The 17,601-nt window shown below is 64.3% G+C and carries 17 protein-coding genes; 7 read left to right on the top strand and 10 right to left on the bottom strand.

Annotated features, from left to right (window positions below; translation table 11 throughout):
- Positions 1-5 precede the first annotated feature (5 nt).
- Positions 6-488, top strand: coding sequence for a hypothetical protein (locus B015_RS0118415; RefSeq protein WP_018429207.1), 483 nt, complete (start codon positions 6-8; stop codon positions 486-488).
- A gap of 297 nt (positions 489-785) precedes the next feature.
- Here B015_RS0118415 and B015_RS33615 read toward each other — a convergent pair whose 3' ends face one another.
- The gene (locus B015_RS33615) at positions 786-1,025 is read right to left on the bottom strand and encodes a hypothetical protein (protein WP_051091915.1); all 240 of its coding nucleotides are present in this window, start codon (positions 1,023-1,025) and stop codon (positions 786-788) included.
- Between the two features lie 2 nt (positions 1,026-1,027).
- Between B015_RS33615 and B015_RS33610 the strand changes: the two genes are divergently transcribed.
- The gene (locus B015_RS33610; protein WP_018429205.1) at positions 1,028-1,378 is read left to right on the top strand and encodes a hypothetical protein; all 351 of its coding nucleotides are present in this window, start codon (positions 1,028-1,030) and stop codon (positions 1,376-1,378) included.
- 57 nt (positions 1,379-1,435) lie between these two features.
- On the opposite strand, the gene B015_RS31200 is transcribed toward B015_RS33610, so the two are convergent.
- A complete protein-coding gene (locus tag B015_RS31200; protein WP_018429204.1) occupies positions 1,436-3,151 on the bottom strand; it encodes a GNAT family N-acetyltransferase in 1,716 nt (571 codons plus the stop codon).
- A 94-nt stretch (positions 3,152-3,245) separates the two neighbouring features.
- Positions 3,246-4,841: an ABC transporter substrate-binding protein gene (locus B015_RS0118395; protein WP_018429203.1), complete on the bottom strand. Its 1,596-nt coding sequence runs from the start codon at positions 4,839-4,841 to the stop codon at positions 3,246-3,248.
- Between the two features lie 325 nt (positions 4,842-5,166).
- Between B015_RS0118395 and B015_RS0118390 the strand changes: the two genes are divergently transcribed.
- The 4 genes from B015_RS0118390 (at position 5,167) to B015_RS0118375 (ending at position 8,423) form a co-directional block, all read left to right on the top strand.
- Positions 5,167-6,090: a sulfurtransferase gene (locus B015_RS0118390; RefSeq protein ID WP_018429202.1), complete on the top strand. Its 924-nt coding sequence runs from the start codon at positions 5,167-5,169 to the stop codon at positions 6,088-6,090.
- A 120-nt stretch (positions 6,091-6,210) separates the two neighbouring features.
- Positions 6,211-7,422 carry a YeeE/YedE family protein gene (locus B015_RS0118385; protein WP_018429201.1) on the top strand — a complete coding sequence of 404 codons (1,212 nt, stop codon included), beginning with the start codon at positions 6,211-6,213 and terminating at the stop codon, positions 7,420-7,422.
- Positions 7,423-7,579: 157 nt separating this feature from the next.
- Positions 7,580-7,834, top strand: a complete 255-nt coding sequence (locus B015_RS0118380; protein ID WP_018429200.1) for a hypothetical protein — start codon at positions 7,580-7,582, stop codon at positions 7,832-7,834.
- Positions 7,815-8,423: a hypothetical protein gene (locus B015_RS0118375; RefSeq protein WP_018429199.1), complete on the top strand. Its 609-nt coding sequence runs from the start codon at positions 7,815-7,817 to the stop codon at positions 8,421-8,423. Before B015_RS0118380 ends, B015_RS0118375 begins: the two co-directional genes overlap by 20 nt.
- Before the next feature lie 5 nt (positions 8,424-8,428).
- Here the strand turns inward: B015_RS0118375 and B015_RS0118370 are convergent, their stop codons facing one another.
- The 3 genes from B015_RS0118370 to B015_RS0118360 form a co-directional block, all read right to left on the bottom strand.
- Positions 8,429-9,535 carry a serine hydrolase domain-containing protein gene (locus B015_RS0118370; protein ID WP_018429198.1) on the bottom strand — a complete coding sequence of 369 codons (1,107 nt, stop codon included), beginning with the start codon at positions 9,533-9,535 and terminating at the stop codon, positions 8,429-8,431.
- Between the two features lie 28 nt (positions 9,536-9,563).
- Positions 9,564-11,159, bottom strand: coding sequence for an ABC transporter substrate-binding protein (locus B015_RS0118365; RefSeq protein WP_026227450.1), 1,596 nt, complete (start codon positions 11,157-11,159; stop codon positions 9,564-9,566).
- Between the two features lie 108 nt (positions 11,160-11,267).
- Positions 11,268-12,401, bottom strand: a complete 1,134-nt coding sequence (locus B015_RS0118360; RefSeq protein ID WP_018429196.1) for an FAD-binding oxidoreductase — start codon at positions 12,399-12,401, stop codon at positions 11,268-11,270.
- Between the two features lie 116 nt (positions 12,402-12,517).
- On the opposite strand from B015_RS0118360, the gene B015_RS0118355 reads away from it, so the two are divergent.
- A complete protein-coding gene (locus B015_RS0118355) occupies positions 12,518-13,141 on the top strand; it encodes an XRE family transcriptional regulator (RefSeq protein WP_051091979.1) in 624 nt (207 codons plus the stop codon).
- Between the two features lie 62 nt (positions 13,142-13,203).
- Here the strand turns inward: B015_RS0118355 and B015_RS0118350 are convergent, their stop codons facing one another.
- The 4 genes from B015_RS0118350 to phnE (B015_RS0118335) all read right to left on the bottom strand — a co-directional run bounded on the left by B015_RS0118350 (position 13,204) and on the right by phnE (B015_RS0118335) (position 17,580).
- Positions 13,204-14,340, bottom strand: coding sequence for an alpha-D-ribose 1-methylphosphonate 5-triphosphate diphosphatase (locus B015_RS0118350; RefSeq protein ID WP_018429194.1), 1,137 nt, complete (start codon positions 14,338-14,340; stop codon positions 13,204-13,206).
- A gap of 1 nt (position 14,341) precedes the next feature.
- A complete protein-coding gene (locus B015_RS0118345; protein ID WP_018429193.1) occupies positions 14,342-15,049 on the bottom strand; it encodes a DUF1045 domain-containing protein in 708 nt (235 codons plus the stop codon).
- A gap of 189 nt (positions 15,050-15,238) precedes the next feature.
- A complete protein-coding gene (phnE, locus tag B015_RS0118340; protein ID WP_018429192.1) occupies positions 15,239-16,624 on the bottom strand; it encodes a phosphonate ABC transporter, permease protein PhnE in 1,386 nt (461 codons plus the stop codon).
- Between the two features lie 2 nt (positions 16,625-16,626).
- Positions 16,627-17,580 (bottom strand): phosphonate ABC transporter, permease protein PhnE, encoded by a 954-nt coding sequence (phnE, locus tag B015_RS0118335; protein WP_026227447.1) that lies wholly within the window; start codon positions 17,578-17,580, stop codon positions 16,627-16,629.
- Between the last annotated feature and the right edge of the window lie 21 nt (positions 17,581-17,601).

Raw genomic sequence — 17,601 nt, 5'->3', positions numbered from 1 at the left:
CCTAGATGCCACGCTTTCAGGACGTGCTGCTCGCCGTTGGCCAGCTGAACTACACCTGGACCAACACCGAGAGCCTGCTCATCCATCTGATCGCCGGGCTGGCCCGCGTCGACAAGGAAACGGCGATCATCATCTTCCTGACGCTGAACACGACGCGGGCGCGCCTTGATCTGGTCGAGCGCCTCGCCAAGATGGCGGGAACCTCGCCGGTCTGCCGCAAGGCGGTGCTGGCCGTGTCTGAACAGCTGACCCACCAGGGCAAGCTGCGCAACAAATACAGCCACTGTATCTATTCCTTCGATGAGACGGGCACACGTGCCAGTACCCAGCTCATGCGTATCTTCGACAGCAAGGATTCAGTGCGCTACGGCAAGCATGAGGAGCTGGACGACGACGAGATGCAGCGCATCGGCGCTTCGATCGAGGCGATCAGGGGCATCAATCGCCAGATCTGGCAGATCGTCGAGGACAATTCCTTCCCGCATTGAATGCAGCTGGCGAAAGGTCCCGGCATGCGACCGGCCCGAGCGCGGCCGACCGAGTGATGCGGCTGCGCGACTTCAACGTGCCGTCCGCTTTCTCCTGAGGGGCGCCGCCAATTCATTACATTAGAGCTAGATAAATCAACCGATGCGGGAGTTGATTGCACCTGATGTGAATGGGCGTATGCTTAACAAAGTGTTTCCGACGCGGAGACATTTGATCATAGCGCCAGTTTGGGGACGGGCGCATTTTTTCCCTCAGGAGGAAGAAATGACGACGTACCCGACCTGCGCACGCAGGATTCAGACGATTCTGCTGCTTTCATCCGCCTTTGCGGCCTTCAGCTTCACAGCACCGGCGTCTTCCCAGGAAATCCGTCCGCGGATGACGGCTGCACAATGCCAACCGCTTACCCAAGGCAACTTCGAGATGTGCTGCATCGCCATCAACCGGGGCAGTCTGATGTCGTCCGGCCAGTTGGCGCAATGCCCGCCCATCACGACATCGCTGATCGCCGCGGTCCTGGCCGGCAGCGAGAACAACAATGGAAATGATGGAAGCACTGGCGACGGCAACGACAATGGCGACGGCACGCCTGGTGGCGGCACCCCGGGCGGTGGTGGCACTCCCGGTGGTGGTGACACCCCCGGTGGTGGTGGAACCCCCGGTGGTGACCCTGGCGACAGTGGCGGTGCTGGCGGAGCTGGCGGCGCCGGTGGTGGTGGAGGCGGAGGCGGCGGCGCTGGTGGTGGCGGTGCTGGTGGTGGCGGAGGCGGCGGTGGCGGCGGTGCTGGTGGTGGCGGCGGTGCTGGCGGAGGCGGTGGTGCCGGCGGAGCTGGCGGAGCAGGTGGTGCCGGTGGCTGAGCCCGATTTCGCCAAATCGATTTCGCGATGAGTTCTGCCGGGCGGCCTTGCCGCCCGGCATTTTGTCGTCAGCCTGTCGGGCCGGCGGTCATTTCGGGGCCGAGTGGGGCGCCGTCGCCAGAGCGGCACGATTGGCAACGGCCTTCGCAAAAGTCGCATCGATGGCAAGTGCCCTGTCGAAGCAGGCCAATGCCTCGGTCCTACGGCCGAGTTCCCGCATCACCACACCCATGTTGTTGTGGGCTTCGACAAAACCGGGTCGCAGGGCAGTTGCCCGTCCATATGCAGCCAGTGCTTCATCGTGACGCTTCAGCGCGCGCAAGGCGTTGCCGTGGTTGTTCTGGGCGACAGCATGCGTGGGATCGGTTGCGAGGGCACGGCGCAGATATTGTTCCGCCGCATCGAATTCGCGGAACTGAAGGCAGGCGATGCCGAGCATGAAGTTGGCGCCGAAATGATGGCGGTTCTTGTCGAGTATCGCCACGTAAAGCCGGGATGCTTCGAGCGCATTGCCTGTGCGATGGAGATCCTGCGCGCGGGCGAACTGGATGTCGGGATCGCCGGCCATGTCGTCATGCAACGCGGCCAGCAATTCGGTTGCTTCAACATGTTCCGGCGCGAGCTCCAGTATCTGCCGGCAGCCTTTCTCCGCCAGTTCGAACCTGCGCTCGGTGCGCAACCGCTTCACCCAGCCAAGAGCTGCCTGCGTGGTCCTGGGATCGAGGCGGCCACCGAGATTGCTGCCGCTTCGCGTCGATATCCTGGTGCCTTCGATGCGATGTTCTTTCGATCCGAAGCTGTATTTGTAGGAAAAATCGCCTGTTCCCAGATCATAGACGGTGAAGCCGTTGGCTATCGCCCAGCGCAGCGTAAAGGCATGGAGCACGAAGCCCGGCGGCGGTTTCCTGATAGAGCGGTCACGTCCGACAAGGAAGCAGATCAGCCGCCGCTTTGCCTTGTCGATGAAGGCGATATGGACGCCGACCTGCTTGTCGCCTTGCCAGAGCACCGGTGCAAAGAGGCAGCCATCCGCAAGGCAGGGCGGCAGCATCTTCCGGCAGTTGTCGACGATGCCGCGGGCATATCCTTCGCTCTTGGAATACCACTGCTCGAGCCAGAACCGCATGAAGGCATTGAGGTCGCTCGCAGCAGTGGTGGTGTCGGCTAGAGTAATCCTGAACTCGTCGCCCGCGTCGGTCTTGCGCAGAAAATACCTGACATCGCGCCGGATCTTCGGGCCAAGCCTGGTGTCGAGAAACGCCTCCCAATCGCCGGGCAGATCGACATAGACGTAAGTGTCGTGATCGATGTCGTCGCCGGCGGCCGTGACGTGCCGCCGCCGCTCGATTTTCTCCGCTGAGAAGACATCCGGCTCGAAATATCCGGCGAAAGCCGCACGCCGCCTGTCCGACATGAACAGGTCGTCGAGATGAAATCTTCGCCAGTTGAGGGCCTTGATGCGTTGGGCGAAAGCCGGCAGGGCTGCTGCCTCCGCGTCGGGTGCGCAGAGCAAGCCGGTGTAGACGGCGAAATAGGAACCGCCCATGCGGATGCTGTTGTAAAAGCCGGTCTTCTCGTCCAGTTCGACGCGGATCTGCAGGGGCAGGAAAGCTTCGTAGCGGCCCGGACCGTCAGTGGCCCTGACTGCCAGCACCAACCAGCTGAAATTCGCCTGGTGCAGCCAGTTGGACATCCAGGTCCACGACAGAAAGAAGTGGGCTTCCGGATCCGCGCCATAGACGCGCTCCCAGTCCTCTCGCAGCGGTTCAAGCTTGTCGAAGCTATCGACCACATCGACCTGCATGCGCCGTCCCCTCCCGGTGGAGTGCGGTTCTGCCTGCTCGTACGATATTTGGCCTGTTTATCCGGCACTGCGCAAGCGCCGGGGCGAAGGTGCTTCAGAAGGGCTGCTTCGACACGCCCCAATAGCGGTCGTCGGAGAAGGTCGTGCCCATGGCAAGGCCCTTGATCCGGGCGCTGATGCCGATCTTGCGGACCTCCTGGAACATCAGGATGAAGGGCGAGGTGTCAGTATGCACCTTCTGGATGGCCTCGTACATGGCCTTGCGCTTGCCGGTGTCCTGCTCGCGAACGGCGGCCATGGCGTCGGGAGACAGGCTGCCTGCCTTCCAGCCGAAGCGATCGGCGAGGCTGTCGGAGCCGTCGGGCGCATCCTGCTTGTTGACCGCGAAGGCCTTGGCATTGGAATGCGGGTCGGGGTAGTCCGGTCCCCACAGGCCGAGCCAGATGTCGAGGTCGTGGTTGCGATAGCGCTTCAGCCATTCGCGTCCGTCGACGATTTGGAGGTTGAGGTCTATGCCGGCGGCGGCCATGTTCGCCTTGATGGCCTTGGCGAAGTCGGTGAAGGGCAGGGTATCCCACACCACCATGTCGAGCGAGAATTCGCCGCTGACGCCACCTTCGGCAAGGAGCGCCTTGGCCTTTTCGACGTCGAAGCTGAACGGCCTGTAGGCGATGGCGCCGAGGAAGCCATTGGGCACCAGCGTCTGGTGCACTTCCATTGTGCCGCGCGACACGGTGTCGGCGATGCCCTGGTAGTCGACCAGATACTTCATCGCCTCGACCACCTTGGGATTGGCCAGGTACTGGTTCCTGACGTTCAACCCCATGTAGTAGATGTTGCCCGAACGTCCGTTGACGACCCTGAGTTTCGGGTTGCTGGAGATCTGGTCGAAATCGTTGGGAGCCAGGCGGTTGGCGATGTCGATATCGCCTGCTTCGAGCAGGGCGCGCTGGGCCGAGCTTTCGGCGACGTGCCGGATCAGGATGTGCTCGACGCTGGGAGCGCTGCCCCAGTAGTTGTCGTTGCGCTTGAGCAGGATCGACTGCTTCGGCTGCCATTTGCTGAGGACGAACGGGCCGGAGCCGGCAGAGTTGTCTGCCTTCAGCCAGTTGCTGCCGTAGTCGCCGTCGACCTCGTGCTGCTTGACGATCTTGCTGTCGACGATGCCGCCAATGTAGGACGACAGGCAATAGAACAGGAAGCTCGGCGCATAGGTGTCGGCGACCTGGATGACCAGTGTGCTGTCGTCGAGCGCCTTGATGCGGTCATCGACGTTCTCGGGCGAGAAGCCGAACTGGCCGATGATGAAGGCCGAGCGCGATTTGAGGTGGATGACGCGGCGCAGCGAGTATTCGGCGTCCCAGGCGGTGACGGGGTTGCCGGAAGCAAAACGCGCCTTCGGGTTCATCTTGAAGGTGAAGGTGCGTCCGTCAGGCGAAATGGTCCAGCTTTCGGCGAGCAGGCCCATGATGCGGGTCGGGTCGTCGACATCGAAGGTGACCAGCGACTGGTAGATCTGGCTCGAGGCAAGCACGCCGCCGACCTCGCCCACTTCGTTGGGGTCCAGCGTCATGACGTCGTCGATGGCGTCGGCGACAACCAGCGTGTCCTTGGGCGTCTCGGCGATGGCCGAGGACAAGGCAAGGGCGAAGCCGAACGCGGCGACGGCTATGGCCTTGAGCAAACGCATACCGATGTCCCCTTGCATTCTTTTGTCACGGCGCGGGCTTGATGCCCGCGCGCTGGGCGCCGTCGTTTTTCGCCTGTCGGCTGGCGGTTGCGGCGCCGTTGAGAAAATCCTCGCAAAGGACCGATTTGTGAAGAGGTAATATTGTTTTTCCGAGGTCGTTGAAGCCGCAGGCGGATTGGAATGAAATTCCACACTCTTGGCGATAGAGAGAATTGCCTTCCGAAACAATCCGGAAATTAGCAGCGGCTTACCGTGCTCGGCGGTGCTGGCCATCCTATAAAGGCTACCGACTGTTGTATTTGGAATCTTTTTTCAGGAGTGGCCGATGCGCTTTTCCCTCGTTGCTGCGGCTCTGGGTGCCGCACTTGCCTTTGCCACCGGTGCCCAGGCCGAGCGCCTGACCGACCAGCCGCTGGTCGACGCCGCCTGGCTCAAGTCGCATCTCGGCAACAAGAGCCTGGTCGTGATCGACGTGCGTGACGCGGCCAAGGATGGCGCCAATCCCTATGCCAAGGGTCACGTTCCGGGTGCCGTCAGCGCTCCTTATTCGACCGCCGGCTGGCGCGCCGAAGTGAACGGCGTTCCCGGCATGCTGCCGCCGCTGGAGACCATAACCAAGACCATCGGCGACCTTGGCGTCGGCAATGACAGCCATGTCGTCATCGTGCCGAACGGCACCGACTCCTCCGAATTCGGCGGCGCCACCCGCGTCTACTGGACCTTCAAGGTTCTGGGCCACGACGCCGTGTCGATCCTCGACGGCGGTGCGCGGGCCTGGGAAGCTTCCGGCGGTGAAGTCGCGACCGATGTCGCTAAACCCGCCGCGGTCGCCTTCAAGGGTGAGCTGAAGAAGGAACTGCTGGCCACGACTGCCGATGTCGAGAAGGCCCGCGCCGAAGGCATCAAGCTGATCGACGGCCGCCCGGCCGCGCAGTTCAAGGGCGAGGCCAAGAGCCCGGTCGTCCGCGTTGCCGGCACCATCCCCGGCTCGAAGAACCTCGAAAACACCAAGCTCTATGACGCCGACAAGGCTTCGTTCGCCTCGAAGGAGACGGTCGGCAGCCTGTCGCAGTCGGTCGGCCTTGGCAAGGACGAGCAGAACATCGCCTTCTGCAACACCGGCCACTGGGCTTCAGTCGTGTGGTTCGGCCTGAGCGAGGTCGAAGGCAACAAGAATACCAAGATGTATGACGGCTCGATGGCCGGGTGGGCAGCCGATCCGGCACGTCCCGTGCAGCCCGGCAACTGATTGCCTGAAGGGCCGGCCCGAATTGCGGATGTCCAGGAGCAATCCTGGACATCTTCGTTTGAAGCGGCCACGCTTGGCCCTCCGGATTTTCCCATATCGACCTGAAATGACTGGCCTGAAATGACTGAGATAAATGCCACCGCGCCGGCGTCTGTCGCTGGCGTCAATCTCGACAAGGGCCCCGTCGTCTTTGTCGGGCTTGCCTTGATCCTTGGTGCGCTCGCCATCGGCCAGGCGATCGACACGCGCCAGGCGTTGCTGTTCGCGATCGGCGGCCTGCTCGGCCTGACGCTCTACCATGCCTCCTTCGGCTTTACCGGCGGGTGGCGCCGCTTCGTCGTCGAAAAGCGCGGTAATGCCATCCGCGCCCAGATGCTGATGATCGCGGCGGCAGCGGTCGTGTTCATCCCGCTTCTGTCGCTCGGCAGCTTCAACGGCCAGGCGCTTGTCGGCGCCTTTGCGCCGGTCGGCGTGTCGGTGCTGGTCGGGGCCACAATGTTCGGACTTGGCATGCAGCTCGGCGGCGGTTGTGGTTCGGGCACGCTGTTTACCGTCGGCGGCGGCAGCTCGCGCATGCTGGTGACGCTGGTCTTCTTCATTGTCGGCGCGGTCATCGGCACCGCGCATTTGCCGTGGTGGCTGGCGCTGCCGGCGCTGCCAGAGATCAGCCTCGGCAGGACACTTGGCGTGCCGGGCGGGGTGACAGTGACGCTCGTCGGTCTTGCCGCCGTCGCCGGTCTCACCGTGCTGGTCGAGCGCCGGGCCCATGGCAGCATCGAGAAGACAAAGCCCGCGCCGCGCCAGGGTATCGCCCGCTTGCTGCATGGCCCGTGGCCGCTGATCGGAGCGGGGCTTCTGCTCGCCGGGCTCAACATCGCAACGCTGGTCACTGCAGGCCATCCCTGGTCGGTGACCTTCGGTTTCGGCCTGTGGGGCGCCAAGGCGGCGCAGGCGGTCGGCGTTCCGGTCGAGACCTGGGCGTTCTGGAACTGGCCGGGGCCGGCCAAGGCGCTGGGCTCCAGCGTGCTCGCCGACGTCACCTCGGTGATGAATTTCGGAATCATCCTGGGTGCGGCACTCGCCGCAGGCCTCGCCGGCAAGTTCGCGCCCAAGGTGCATGTGCCCTTCGCCTCGTTCCTCGCGGCTGCCATCGGCGGCGTGCTGATGGGCTACGGCGCGCGGCTGTCCTTCGGCTGCAATGTCGGGGCGCTGTTTTCGGGCATCGCCTCGGGCAGCGTGCATGGCTGGCTGTGGTTCGCCTCCGCCTTTGTCGGCAGTCTTGGCGGTGTCGCGCTGCGTCCGCTGTTCGGTCTCGATGGGTTCAAGAAATGAGCGCGCGCAATACCCTCCTGTTCGGCACGGCTTTTCTCGCCGCCACGTCGGCCGTTGCGGTCGACCATTATCGTTTCGCTGCGGCCAAACCGGCACCGGCGGCGAGCGCGCCGGCAACGCCTTGCGCGGCTGGAAATCCGGGCGCGGCTGGAAATCCGTGCGCGGCCAACTCGCCCTGCGCTGCGGCGGCGCCCTGTTCGGCTGCCTCGCCCTGCGCTGCGGCGGCGCCATGTGCCGCGTCGCCATGTTCGGCGGCTTCTCCATGCTCGGCGGCTCCTGCCCCGGCCGCCGCCGCACCTTGTGCCGTAGCTTCGCCCTGTGCTGCGGCACCGGCGGCCTCACCTTGCGCGGCTCAGCCGCAATAGGCCAAGTTACGGCCCTGGAGGCTCGCCATGGACGTCAACAGATCTGAAGCCGCCCGGCAGGCGCTGTTCTGCGAGCATGTGCTGGCCAAGTCGGGCAGCAACGTGCTGCTCGAGACGCTGCGCGACGCCAAGTCCGTTGCCGTCTGGGAGCACTTTCCCGCGGGCGACGTGTTCGATCCGGAGACGGGCGCGCAATGGTACTACCACAGCCATCCGCCGCAGGAAGGTCTGGCCGAGCATGGGCATTTCCATTGCTTCGTGCGACCCAACGGAGCGGGCGGGCCGGTTCATCACCTCGCGGCGATCGGTGTCGATCCTTATGGCCGCCTGCTCAGGCTGTTCACCGTCAACCAGTGGGTGGTCGGCGATGAGTGGCTCGATGCGGAGGGCACGATCGCGCTTTTGCCGCGCTTCGACCCGCATTTCGCCCGGTCGTCCTATCTGGTCAATCGCTGGCTGGCGGCGGCGTTCGCGCTGTTCCGCGACGAGATCGCGACGCTGATCCACGCACGCGACGAGGCGATTGCCGCGCACCGGCCGGCAAATGAAGCTCCAGCGCGCGAAGACCGCGCGCTGGAGGTGACATCCGAGCTGGTCATCGACCTGCGCCAGGTGGCCGCCAGCCTCGGCGTCTGAACGTCCTAGATTTCCTGCAGGATGATCCCGATGGCCCGGTCGACGACCGGGTGGATGCCACTGGCATAGAAGGACAGCCTGTTGCCCGAGCCGGCATTGCTGGTCATGGCAATGGTCAGCCGGGACACGGGGTCATGTTCCATGACGGTGACGTAGCCCGGGATGCTGCCCTGGTGGCCGAGAACGAGGCGCCCGGCATATTCGCTGGCGATGAGCCCGGCGCCGGTTTCGCGCAGGCGCGTGCCGGGATAGCTCACCTTGGTGCGGCCGTCCTTCATGGTGACGAGCAGCGGAGCAGGCAGCAGCCGGCCGTCGAACAGCCCTTTCATGAAGCCGACGAGATCGCTTGGCGTCGCGACCATGTCGCCGCAGCCATAGGCGCCCGAGTAGGGGAAGCTGTCGGAAGAATCCTGCAACGCGTCGGAATAGGGCAGCACGCCGTCCATGCGCCACATCTCGCCGCCCTCGGCCAGTGCCGAGCTGGCGCCCGTGGCTGGCTTCGGCCGATGGTAATAGCCCCTGACCATGCGCGCTTCCGGGAAGCTTTCCGTTGCCGGCGACCAGGTGTCCTTGAGGCCAAGCGGCTCGAGCACTTTCCTTCGCACATATTCGCCCAGCGTGAGGCCCGATGCCGCCTCGATCAGCATGCCGGCCAGCACATAGCCGGTGTTGTTGTAGACGGCAGGGCCGCCCGGGGCCGTCTGGCCGCCGACGCCGAAGGCAAGCTCGACCAGCTGCGCCGGCGTCCAGCTGCGGCTCGGGTCCATCGGGATGTCGTATTCGAATTCCGGCAGGCCACCGCGATGGTTGACCAGTTGAAGCACCGTCACTTCGCCCGATCGCGGCAGGTCGGGGAACCAGCTCGATATGGGTGCATCGAGTTCGGCCTTGCCGTCCTCGACCAGCTTCATCAGTGCTGCCGCCACGAAGGTCTTGGTGCAGCTGCCGATCTTGAACAGCCGGTCCGGCGTGACAGGCGCGCCCGTCGCCCTGTCGGCAAGACCCGACGTGACGGTGATCGTGTCGCCATCGCCAAGCGAGAAGGCGAGGGAGGCGCCTACCGCGCCATCGGCGCGGTAGGCTTCGAGCAGACGGTTCAGTTTTTCAAGCATTACGGTCTGCCCTCCGGTTCCTGTCGCCTTATTCGGCGATGTCGACGGCGGCGAAGTTCTGCCGGCCGAACGGATCCATCACGTAGTTGAGCACGCTCTTGCGCACCGGGATCGAGACCACCGAGTGGGCGATTGGCGCTTCCGGCACCTCGGCCTTCAGGATCGCCTGCGCCTTGCGGTAGATTTCGGCGCGCTTCTCGGGGTCGGACGTGACGCGGCCGGCCGCGAGCAGCTTGTCGAACTCGGGGTTGCACCAGCGCGAACGGTTCGAGCCGCCCTTCACGCCGTCGCAGGCAAACGAGAAGGACAGCATGTTGTCGGGATCGCCATTGTCGCTCGAGCCGCCGAGCAGATAGGCGTCGTGCTCGCCCTTGCCGGTGCGGGTCAGATACTCGCCCCACTCGAAGGTGACGACCTCGGACTTCACGCCGACGGCGGCCCAGTCGGCCTGGATCATCTCGGCCATGCGGCGGGCGTTGGGGTTGTAGGGCCGCGAGACCGGCATGGCCCAGAGCTTGATGTTGGTGCCGGCGTCGAGGCCTGCTTCCTGAAGCAGCTTCCTGGCGCCTTCCGGATCGTAGTCGATGGCCGCATCAGTGACCGCACCCAGCTGCATCGGCGGCACCATGCTGCCGGCGAGGCTGCCTGCGCCCTGGTAGACCGCCTCGACGATTGCCTGCCGGTTGATCGCCTTGGCAAGTGCGGTGCGCACGCGCACGTCGCCCAGCGGCTTGTGCTCGGTGTTGAAGCCGACGGAGCCGATGTTCTGGCCCGGCTGGCTGAGAATGTCGATGTCGGGATTGTCCTTGAGTTCGGCAAGGGCTGCCGCCGGCGGCGGGGCCGCGACCTGGCACTCGTTGGCCTTGACGCGGGTGACGCGGACGACCGGCTCCGGCGTGATGGCGAAGATCAGCGTGTCGATCTTGGGGGCGCCGTTCCAGTAGTCCTTGTTGGCGACATAACGGATCTGGGCGTCCTGCTGGTAGGCCTGCAGGATGAACGGACCGGTGCCGACCGGGTGCTGCTCGATGACATCGGGCGTGCCGGCGGCGACCATCTTTTCGGTCTGTTCGAGCGACAGGATGGAGAGGTAGTCGAGCGCTATGCCTGCGAGGAAGGTGACGTTCGCCTCGTTCAGTGTGAAGCGCACCGTGTAGTCGTCGACCTTCTCGATGTTTGCGATCATCGAGCCCATGCCGAGACCGTTGAAGTACTCGTAGGTGCCGTTTGCCAGCTTGTGGTACGGATTGTTGGCGTCGCGCTGGCGGTTAAAGGTGTAGAGCACGTCGTCGGCGTTGAAGTCGCGGGTCGGGGTGAAAGTCTCGTTGGAGTGGAACTTCACGCCCTTGCGCAGATGGAAGGTGTAGACCTTGCCGTCTTCCGACACGTCCCATTTCTCTGCCAGCGCGGGCCCGACTTCAGTGGTGCCCGGCTTGAACTCGACGAGGCGATTGAAGATCGTCTTGGCTGCGGCGTCCATGGTCGAGTCCGCCACCGTCAGCATCGGGTTGAAAGTTTCGGGGCTCGCCTCCGAGCAGTAGACCAGCGTCTTGGCATAGGCCTGGCCGGCGAAAAGGATGGTCGAGGCGACAAGCGCCGTACGCAAAATACCCAAGGATTTCATCGCGGAGTTTCCTGATGGTGTTTCAAGTTGACGTAACCGCGCGGTGGTTCTCCTCCCCCGCGCCAACCGATTGCGGAATGGATCGTGTCAAACCTCGTGGCGTTTCCGCTACGCATGAGGTGCCTGCAGGAACCGCTCCGGCGACAAGGCGCCGTAGCTGATGCCGAGATCGGCCAGGTCGGCGGGGATGGGCTCGCCGTGCATCAGCGACGACGACAGCCGTGCCAGCGTCAGCGATACCTGGAAGCCGTAGCCGCCCTGGCCTCCGAGCCAGAAGAAGCCGGGCAGGCGCGGATCGAAGCCGGCCACCGGGCTGCGGTCGGGCGAGAAGGTGCGCAAGCCGGCCCAGGGCGTCTGCGGGCGGCCGACGGCCAGTCCTGTGGCTTCCTCGATGTTGTAGGCGGCGGTGGCGATGTCGATGTCCTCTGGATAGGCATCGCAAGGCTCGGTGTCGGTCTCGTCGGCAAGCGAGCCGATCAGCCGTCCGGCGTCCGGCTTGAAATAGAAGCGTTCGTGCAGGTCGACCACCAGCGGCCATTTGCGGGCGTCGATGCCTTCGGGCGGGTCGAACAGGAAGGCGGTGCGGCGCTTGGGCTTGAAGCCGAGGCCTGACAGTCCCGAACGTTCGGCAATGACGTCGACCCAGGCGCCCGCGGCGTTGACGACGATGTCGGCCTCATGGATGCCTGACGCGGTGACGACGCGGAAGCCATCAGGCGTGCGCTTGATTTCGAGCACGTCCGCGCCGGTGACGATCCTGCCGCCGGCTGCCTTGAGGGCCGTGGCCTGGGCCTGCACCATCTTGCCGGTGTCGATGTCCTTGGCGTCGGGCTCGAACACGCCGCCGCAGGTGAGCTCGGGGGCAATGGCGGGAACGAGCGCGCTGACCTCGGCGGGGCTCAGCCGGCGCACGCTCGGCACCAGGGCGCGTTGCTCCTCGGCCATCCGGTCGATGGTCTCGCCATCGTCGGGGCCGCCGAAATGCACGGCGCCGCGGTCGTGCTCGACAAAGCCGCCGTCGATGATCGCCTGGCGGCTTGCGACCGACAGCGCCCGCACCAGCGCATTGCCGTAGGTCTCGGAAAACAGCGCCGCGGAGCGTCCGCTGGCGTGGTAGCCGAGCTGGGTTTCGCGTTCGATCACCGTGACTTCGGCCCATCGCTGCACGCAGGCAGCGAGGGAGAGGCCGGCGATGCCGCCGCCGATGACGATGACTTTTTTGGCTTGGGAGTCTGACTGCATAGCCATTCGTAAAATCAATTTCCGATACGGTCAATATTTAGCGTATAGGAAAATTCTTGGTGATTGTTGCGATGGCTGTGGAGTTGGAATAGCTAAGGCAGATGATGGAGACGTCCATGTCGGAACAGCCCAATCTCGGCGACTGCCTTCGAAGCCTCAGAAAACAGCATGGTTGGACGCTGCAGGATGTCAGTCACCTGACCGGCGTTGCGGTTTCGACCCTGTCCAAGGTCGAGAACGACCAGATGTCGCTGAGCTATGACAAGCTGCTGCAGATATGCAGCGGGCTGGGCATCCATGTGACCGAGTTGCTGAGTGGAGCAGTCCGGCAACCAATGGCGCGCACGCGCCGCTCGGTCACATCAAAGGCCAACACGCTGCGCCAGCTGACCCGCAACTACGACTATTATTACCTCGCCACCGATCTGGTGAAAAAGCGCATGGTGCCGATCCTGGCCAATGCCAGGGCACGTACACTCGAAGAATTCGGGCCACTGACCCGCCACGCCGGCGAAGAGTTCCTGATCGTGCTCAAGGGCGAGATCGAGCTCCACACCGACCAGTATGCGCCGCTCCGGCTCAAGGAAGGCGAGAGTGTCTACATCGACTCGACCATGGGCCATGCCTATCTGTCGGTGGGCGAGGGCGATGCCGAGATGCTGTGCATCTGCTCGGGCGAGGAGCCCGACATGGAAAAGACGCTGATCGGCCTCAACGACGTCGAAGCGCTGGGCTCGTAGGCGAAAACGCAGCGCATCCGGGCGGATGCACTGCGTCTTGTTCGTTGAACGGCAGCTGAAAATCAGGCGACGCGGCGGCCTTCGCGCCAGACGGTGCGGACCACAGGCACATGCTCGTCGACGCGGACGCGCACCAGGTCGGCGCGGCGGCCGGCCTCGATCACGCCGCGGTCGGTGAGGCCCACCGCATCGGCCGGATTCTTGGACACCATGGCGACCGCCTGCGGCAGCGAGATGCCCTCGACGACTTCGCCGAGGAAGAAGGCCGACTGGATCAGGCTGAAGGGGATGTAATCCGACGACAGGATGTCGAGCAGGCCCTGCTCGGCGAGCGTGCGGGCCGAGACGTTGCCCGAATGCGAGGCGCCGCGCATGACGTTGGGCGCGCCCATCAGCACGCCGAGGCCGGCGCCCTTCGAAGCATTGGCTGCCTCGAGCGTGGTCGGGAACTCGGCGACGCGGATACCCTGCGCGATCGCCTCGTCGACATGGGCGGAGGTGGCGTCGTCATGGCTCGCCAGAACGATGCCGCGCGCATGGCAGGCTGCCGAGATGGCATTGCGGTTGGGTGACGAATTGCGGGCCGAATCACCCATGCGCTTGTCGCAGAACGCCTGGAATTCGACGTCGTTGAGCTTCAGCTTGCGCTGGTAGTAGTAGGCGTAGGTCTCGAGATCGACGAACTGGCGCTGGCCCGGTGCATGGTCCATCAGCGAGGCGAGCCTGACGCGGTCGTCGCCGTCGAAATGGGCGAAGCCGGCGAGGCAGTCGGCAGCGGAGACTTCGCAGCGCAGGTGGATGAAGTGGTCGGCGCGGACGCGATCGGCGCGCACGCTGTCTTCGATGGCGTCGGCCAGCTTGCGCATGTCGGCCGCTCCCATCTCCGCATCCTCGTCCATGCCGACGCGCAGCGCGTCGAAGACAGTGGTGATGCCGGCGGTCGCCACCTGGGCGTCATGGGCGAGCACCGAGGCGATCGGATTCCAGCGCACGCGCGGGCGCGGCGCGTAATGGCCTTCGAGGTGATCGGTGTGCAGCTCGACAAGGCCCGGGATGACGAAATCGCCGCCCATGTCCTCGCCGATGGCGCTTGGGCCGGTCGAGATTTCGGCGATCTTGCCGTCGCGGACGACGATGGAGCCGTCGATCACCTCGTCGGCGAGCACGATGCGGGCGTTTTTCAGTACAAGGTCGGTCATCTCAGGCGGTCTTTCTCTCGGCTTGCTTGCCCAGGGCGTGGTAGCTCAGCACCTCGAAGGGGGCGCCGGCGGTCGGCTCGACGAAGATGGCGAGCCCGGCGACGGGCACCGGCTTGTCGAGCACGTTGCCCAGGCATTGTTCGATGGCGGCACGGACGCGCAGAGCCTCTTCGGCGGCGACGCGGCCGGTCATGGTCATGTGAAAACGGAAGGCGTCGAAGACGTATGGATAGCCCCACTGGCTGAGATAACGGCATTCCTGGGGCGTCAACGCATCGGGGTTGCGGCGGGCAACCTCGGCGTCGGACAGCGGCGCGCGGTGCGGTTCGAAGGCTTTTACCACTTCCGCTGCGAAATCGTTCAGTTCGGGCAACTGCTCTTCCGGGACGAGGGCGAAGAAGCCGTCGATCTGGGTGAGCTTCAGGCGCGGAATGTCGAAGGGTTCGGTGCCGGCGGAAAAGGCGTCGACCGCATCGACCAGCGCCTTTTCGCTGACGCCGTCGGCAAGCCGGAACGGCGCCTTCAGCGTGGCGTGGAAGCCGTAGCGGCGCGCGGCGGCGGTGTGGAACGCAACCTCGGCGGCCGACAATTCGCCATGCGCCTTTGCGGGAATCGCCGCGCCTCCAAACGCATCGCGTCCGAGCCAGCCAGCTGCGATACGGCACAGCGGATCGTCATGCTCGGGCGTGAAATAGATGGCGTAGCGCATGGCGCGATTTCCTCCTGCCCATTTCGCTCGAAATGGGCTGAACCTTATTGTTGGAGCATGATCTGATGCGAAAACCGTCCCCATTTTTCGGGATCATGCTCTCGACGACAGCCCGATAGATGATTTGCGTGACAGTTTGACGAAGTAGTGGCCGACTTTCGCAGTTTTGCAAAGGCCGGCCACAGATGTTCAGTGGCTGGCCTTGGTGCCGATCAGCCGCTGGCGCAATGCGGTGGAAATATTGTCGAAGATGAACACAACCACCAGGATCAGCAGCACCATGTAGGCGACGTTCTCCCAGTCGGAGTTGGTGCGCATGGCCTCCCACAGCTTGAGGCCGATGCCGCCGGCGCCGACGGCGCCGATGATGGTGGCCGAGCGCGTGTTCGATTCCCAGAAATAGAGCGACTGGCTGACCAGCACCGGCAGCACCTGCGGCACCACGCCGTAGCGCTGGACCGAGGCGGGCGAGGCGCCGACCGAGCGCATGCCTTCACGCTGCTTGTCGTCGATGTTTTCCAGCGCCTCGGAGTAGAGCTTGCCGAAGGTGCCAGTGTCGGTGACGAAGATGGCCGAGATGCCGGCGATGGGGCCGGGGCCGAAGGCGCGGGTGAAAAACAGCGCCCAGATCAGCATGTCGACCGAGCGCAGGAAGTCGAAGAAGCGCTTGGTCACCTGATTGACGAGGCTGTTGCGGGTGATGTTGCGGGCCGCCATGAAGGCGAGGGGGAAGGCGAGCAGGCTTGCAAACAGCGTGCCGACGAAGGCCATGACGATGGTCTGGGCAAGCTTCAGCCAGACGTCGCCATGCTGCCATTCCGAGTTGTTGACGATGTTGTCCCAGGCGAGCGCGGCGTTCGACATCTTGGGATCGATGCGGTCATTCGACATGACCAGCGACCAGACTTCACCCGTCGACTTGCCCCAGAAGGGCGAGTTGGCGTCGAAGAAGAAGTTTTCCCAGCCGAGGAAGCGGTGGCGGATCTTGACGTCGTCGGCGTCGATCTGGACGCTGCCGGTAAAGCCGAAATCGGCGACGATCTTTGCGCCCGGCGTCTTCTGGACGGCCCATGAGGGCAGGGTGCCGGTGACGGTGATGCTCTGAAGCGGCACCACGGCCACGTCGAGCGTTTCGCCGCCATGGCTGACCACGATACGCTCAGGCGCGATGTCGATTGTCGTACCGGAGCCGATATGGGCAACGACGCGGTCGGCAGGCGCCTTGTTGCCTGTCACGGTGGCGCTGGCAGGCTGGGTGATGTCGAGCCAGTCGGGGTGGCGGTCGGCGCGGTAGGACGAGAAGCGCGGATAGCTGACGTCGAGGCGATCAGGACGGAAGGCGACCTGCGGCCGGACCTCGTAGCTGACCCAGTCGGCCAGATAAGTGCCGGCGATGCCCCAGTTGCCGCCGGCAAGCACCGCGCCGACGGCGAAAAACCACCAGGCGAAGACGAGATAGGCGACGATGCCCGCGCCCACGGCCCAGCCGATCAAGCTCTTGCGCCAGGAACCCGAGAAGACGCCGGGATGACGGTCGGCGATTGCCTGCATTTCGGTCATGGAAAGGGTGGTCATGATTATTCTCCGCGACCGAAGGCGAAGGCCTGTTCGCCGACCAGCTTCTTGCGCAGCCAGGCCGAGAACTGGTCGACCGCAACGATGGTGCAGAACAGGAGGATGATGATGGCGATGGTCTTGGCTTCGTGGTTGCGGCTGATCGACAGGCGCAGCGCCTCGCCGATGCCGCCGCCGCCGACAGCGCCGATGATGGTCGAGGCGCGGACGTTGATCTCGAGGCGCAGCAGGCCATAGCTGAGGAAGTTGGGCATCACCTGCGGCACGATGCCGGACCAGACGCGCTCGGGCCAATTGCCGCCGACGGCGCGCAAACCTTCATCAGCCTTCATGTCGGCGTTCTCGACCACTTCGAAGAACAGCTTTCCCAATGCGCCGATGGTGTGCAGGGACACTGCGATGATCGCCGGGATCGCGCCCATCGAAAGCACCGCCAGGAAGAAGCCGGCAATGACGATCTCGGGAAATGCGCGGAGGATTTCGAGGAAGCGGCGGACGAAGAAACGCAGCCAGCGCTGGGTGACGAGGTTGGACGCGGCCAGGAAGCAGAGCAGGAAGCCGAAAGCGAAGCCGATCAGCGTCGAGACCAGCGCGATGTTGATCGTCTCCAGCATCTTGTAGACGTATTCGGGCAGGTAGAACGAGCCGAACAGGTACATCCGGCCATCGGGGTAATCGAACTTCAGGCTGCCGTCGGCATAGGGCGAGGGCAGGTCGAACATGGCGCGCCAGACTTCGAAGCCGTCGCGCGGGATCAACTGGTCGACGAAATCGAACAGATGCGGCAGCCGGTCGAGGAATTTGCCGGCATTGGACTCGTTCGCAAACCACAGCGAGCCGGAAAGGGCGAGGAACAGCAGGATGAGGCCGCCGATGGTGTGCAGGCGGCGACGGCTGGCGAGCTCGCGCCAGTGGCGCTCGACCGCGAGGCCGGCTTCCGTGAGTGGCATTGTCATGGTGTTCCGTCCGATTCCGGA

It is taken from the genome of Hoeflea sp. 108, assembly GCF_000372965.1.
Classification (GTDB): Bacteria; Pseudomonadota; Alphaproteobacteria; order Rhizobiales; family Rhizobiaceae; genus Aminobacter.
This window is presented reverse-complemented; position numbering and strand designations above follow the sequence as displayed.

Excerpts from the sequence above, each read along its gene's own strand:
- B015_RS0118415 (WP_018429207.1), top strand. The coding sequence starts at position 6 with ATGCCACGCTTTCAGGACGTGCTGCTCGCCGTTGGCCAGCTGAACTAC.
- B015_RS33610 (WP_018429205.1), top strand. The coding sequence starts at position 1,028 with ATGGAAATGATGGAAGCACTGGCGACGGCAACGACAATGGCGACGGCA.
- B015_RS31200 (WP_018429204.1), bottom strand. The coding sequence starts at position 3,151 with ATGCAGGTCGATGTGGTCGATAGCTTCGACAAGCTTGAACCGCTGCGA.
- B015_RS0118395 (WP_018429203.1), bottom strand. The coding sequence starts at position 4,841 with ATGCGTTTGCTCAAGGCCATAGCCGTCGCCGCGTTCGGCTTCGCCCTT.
- B015_RS0118390 (WP_018429202.1), top strand. The coding sequence starts at position 5,167 with ATGCGCTTTTCCCTCGTTGCTGCGGCTCTGGGTGCCGCACTTGCCTTT.
- B015_RS0118385 (WP_018429201.1), top strand. The coding sequence starts at position 6,211 with ATGACTGAGATAAATGCCACCGCGCCGGCGTCTGTCGCTGGCGTCAAT.
- B015_RS0118375 (WP_018429199.1), top strand. The coding sequence starts at position 7,815 with ATGGACGTCAACAGATCTGAAGCCGCCCGGCAGGCGCTGTTCTGCGAG.
- B015_RS0118370 (WP_018429198.1), bottom strand. The coding sequence starts at position 9,535 with ATGCTTGAAAAACTGAACCGTCTGCTCGAAGCCTACCGCGCCGATGGC.
- B015_RS0118365 (WP_026227450.1), bottom strand. The coding sequence starts at position 11,159 with ATGAAATCCTTGGGTATTTTGCGTACGGCGCTTGTCGCCTCGACCATC.
- B015_RS0118360 (WP_018429196.1), bottom strand. The coding sequence starts at position 12,401 with ATGCAGTCAGACTCCCAAGCCAAAAAAGTCATCGTCATCGGCGGCGGC.
- B015_RS0118355 (WP_051091979.1), top strand. The coding sequence starts at position 12,518 with ATGTCGGAACAGCCCAATCTCGGCGACTGCCTTCGAAGCCTCAGAAAA.
- B015_RS0118350 (WP_018429194.1), bottom strand. The coding sequence starts at position 14,340 with ATGACCGACCTTGTACTGAAAAACGCCCGCATCGTGCTCGCCGACGAG.
- B015_RS0118345 (WP_018429193.1), bottom strand. The coding sequence starts at position 15,049 with ATGCGCTACGCCATCTATTTCACGCCCGAGCATGACGATCCGCTGTGC.
- phnE (WP_018429192.1), bottom strand. The coding sequence starts at position 16,624 with ATGACCACCCTTTCCATGACCGAAATGCAGGCAATCGCCGACCGTCAT.
- phnE (WP_026227447.1), bottom strand. The coding sequence starts at position 17,580 with ATGACAATGCCACTCACGGAAGCCGGCCTCGCGGTCGAGCGCCACTGG.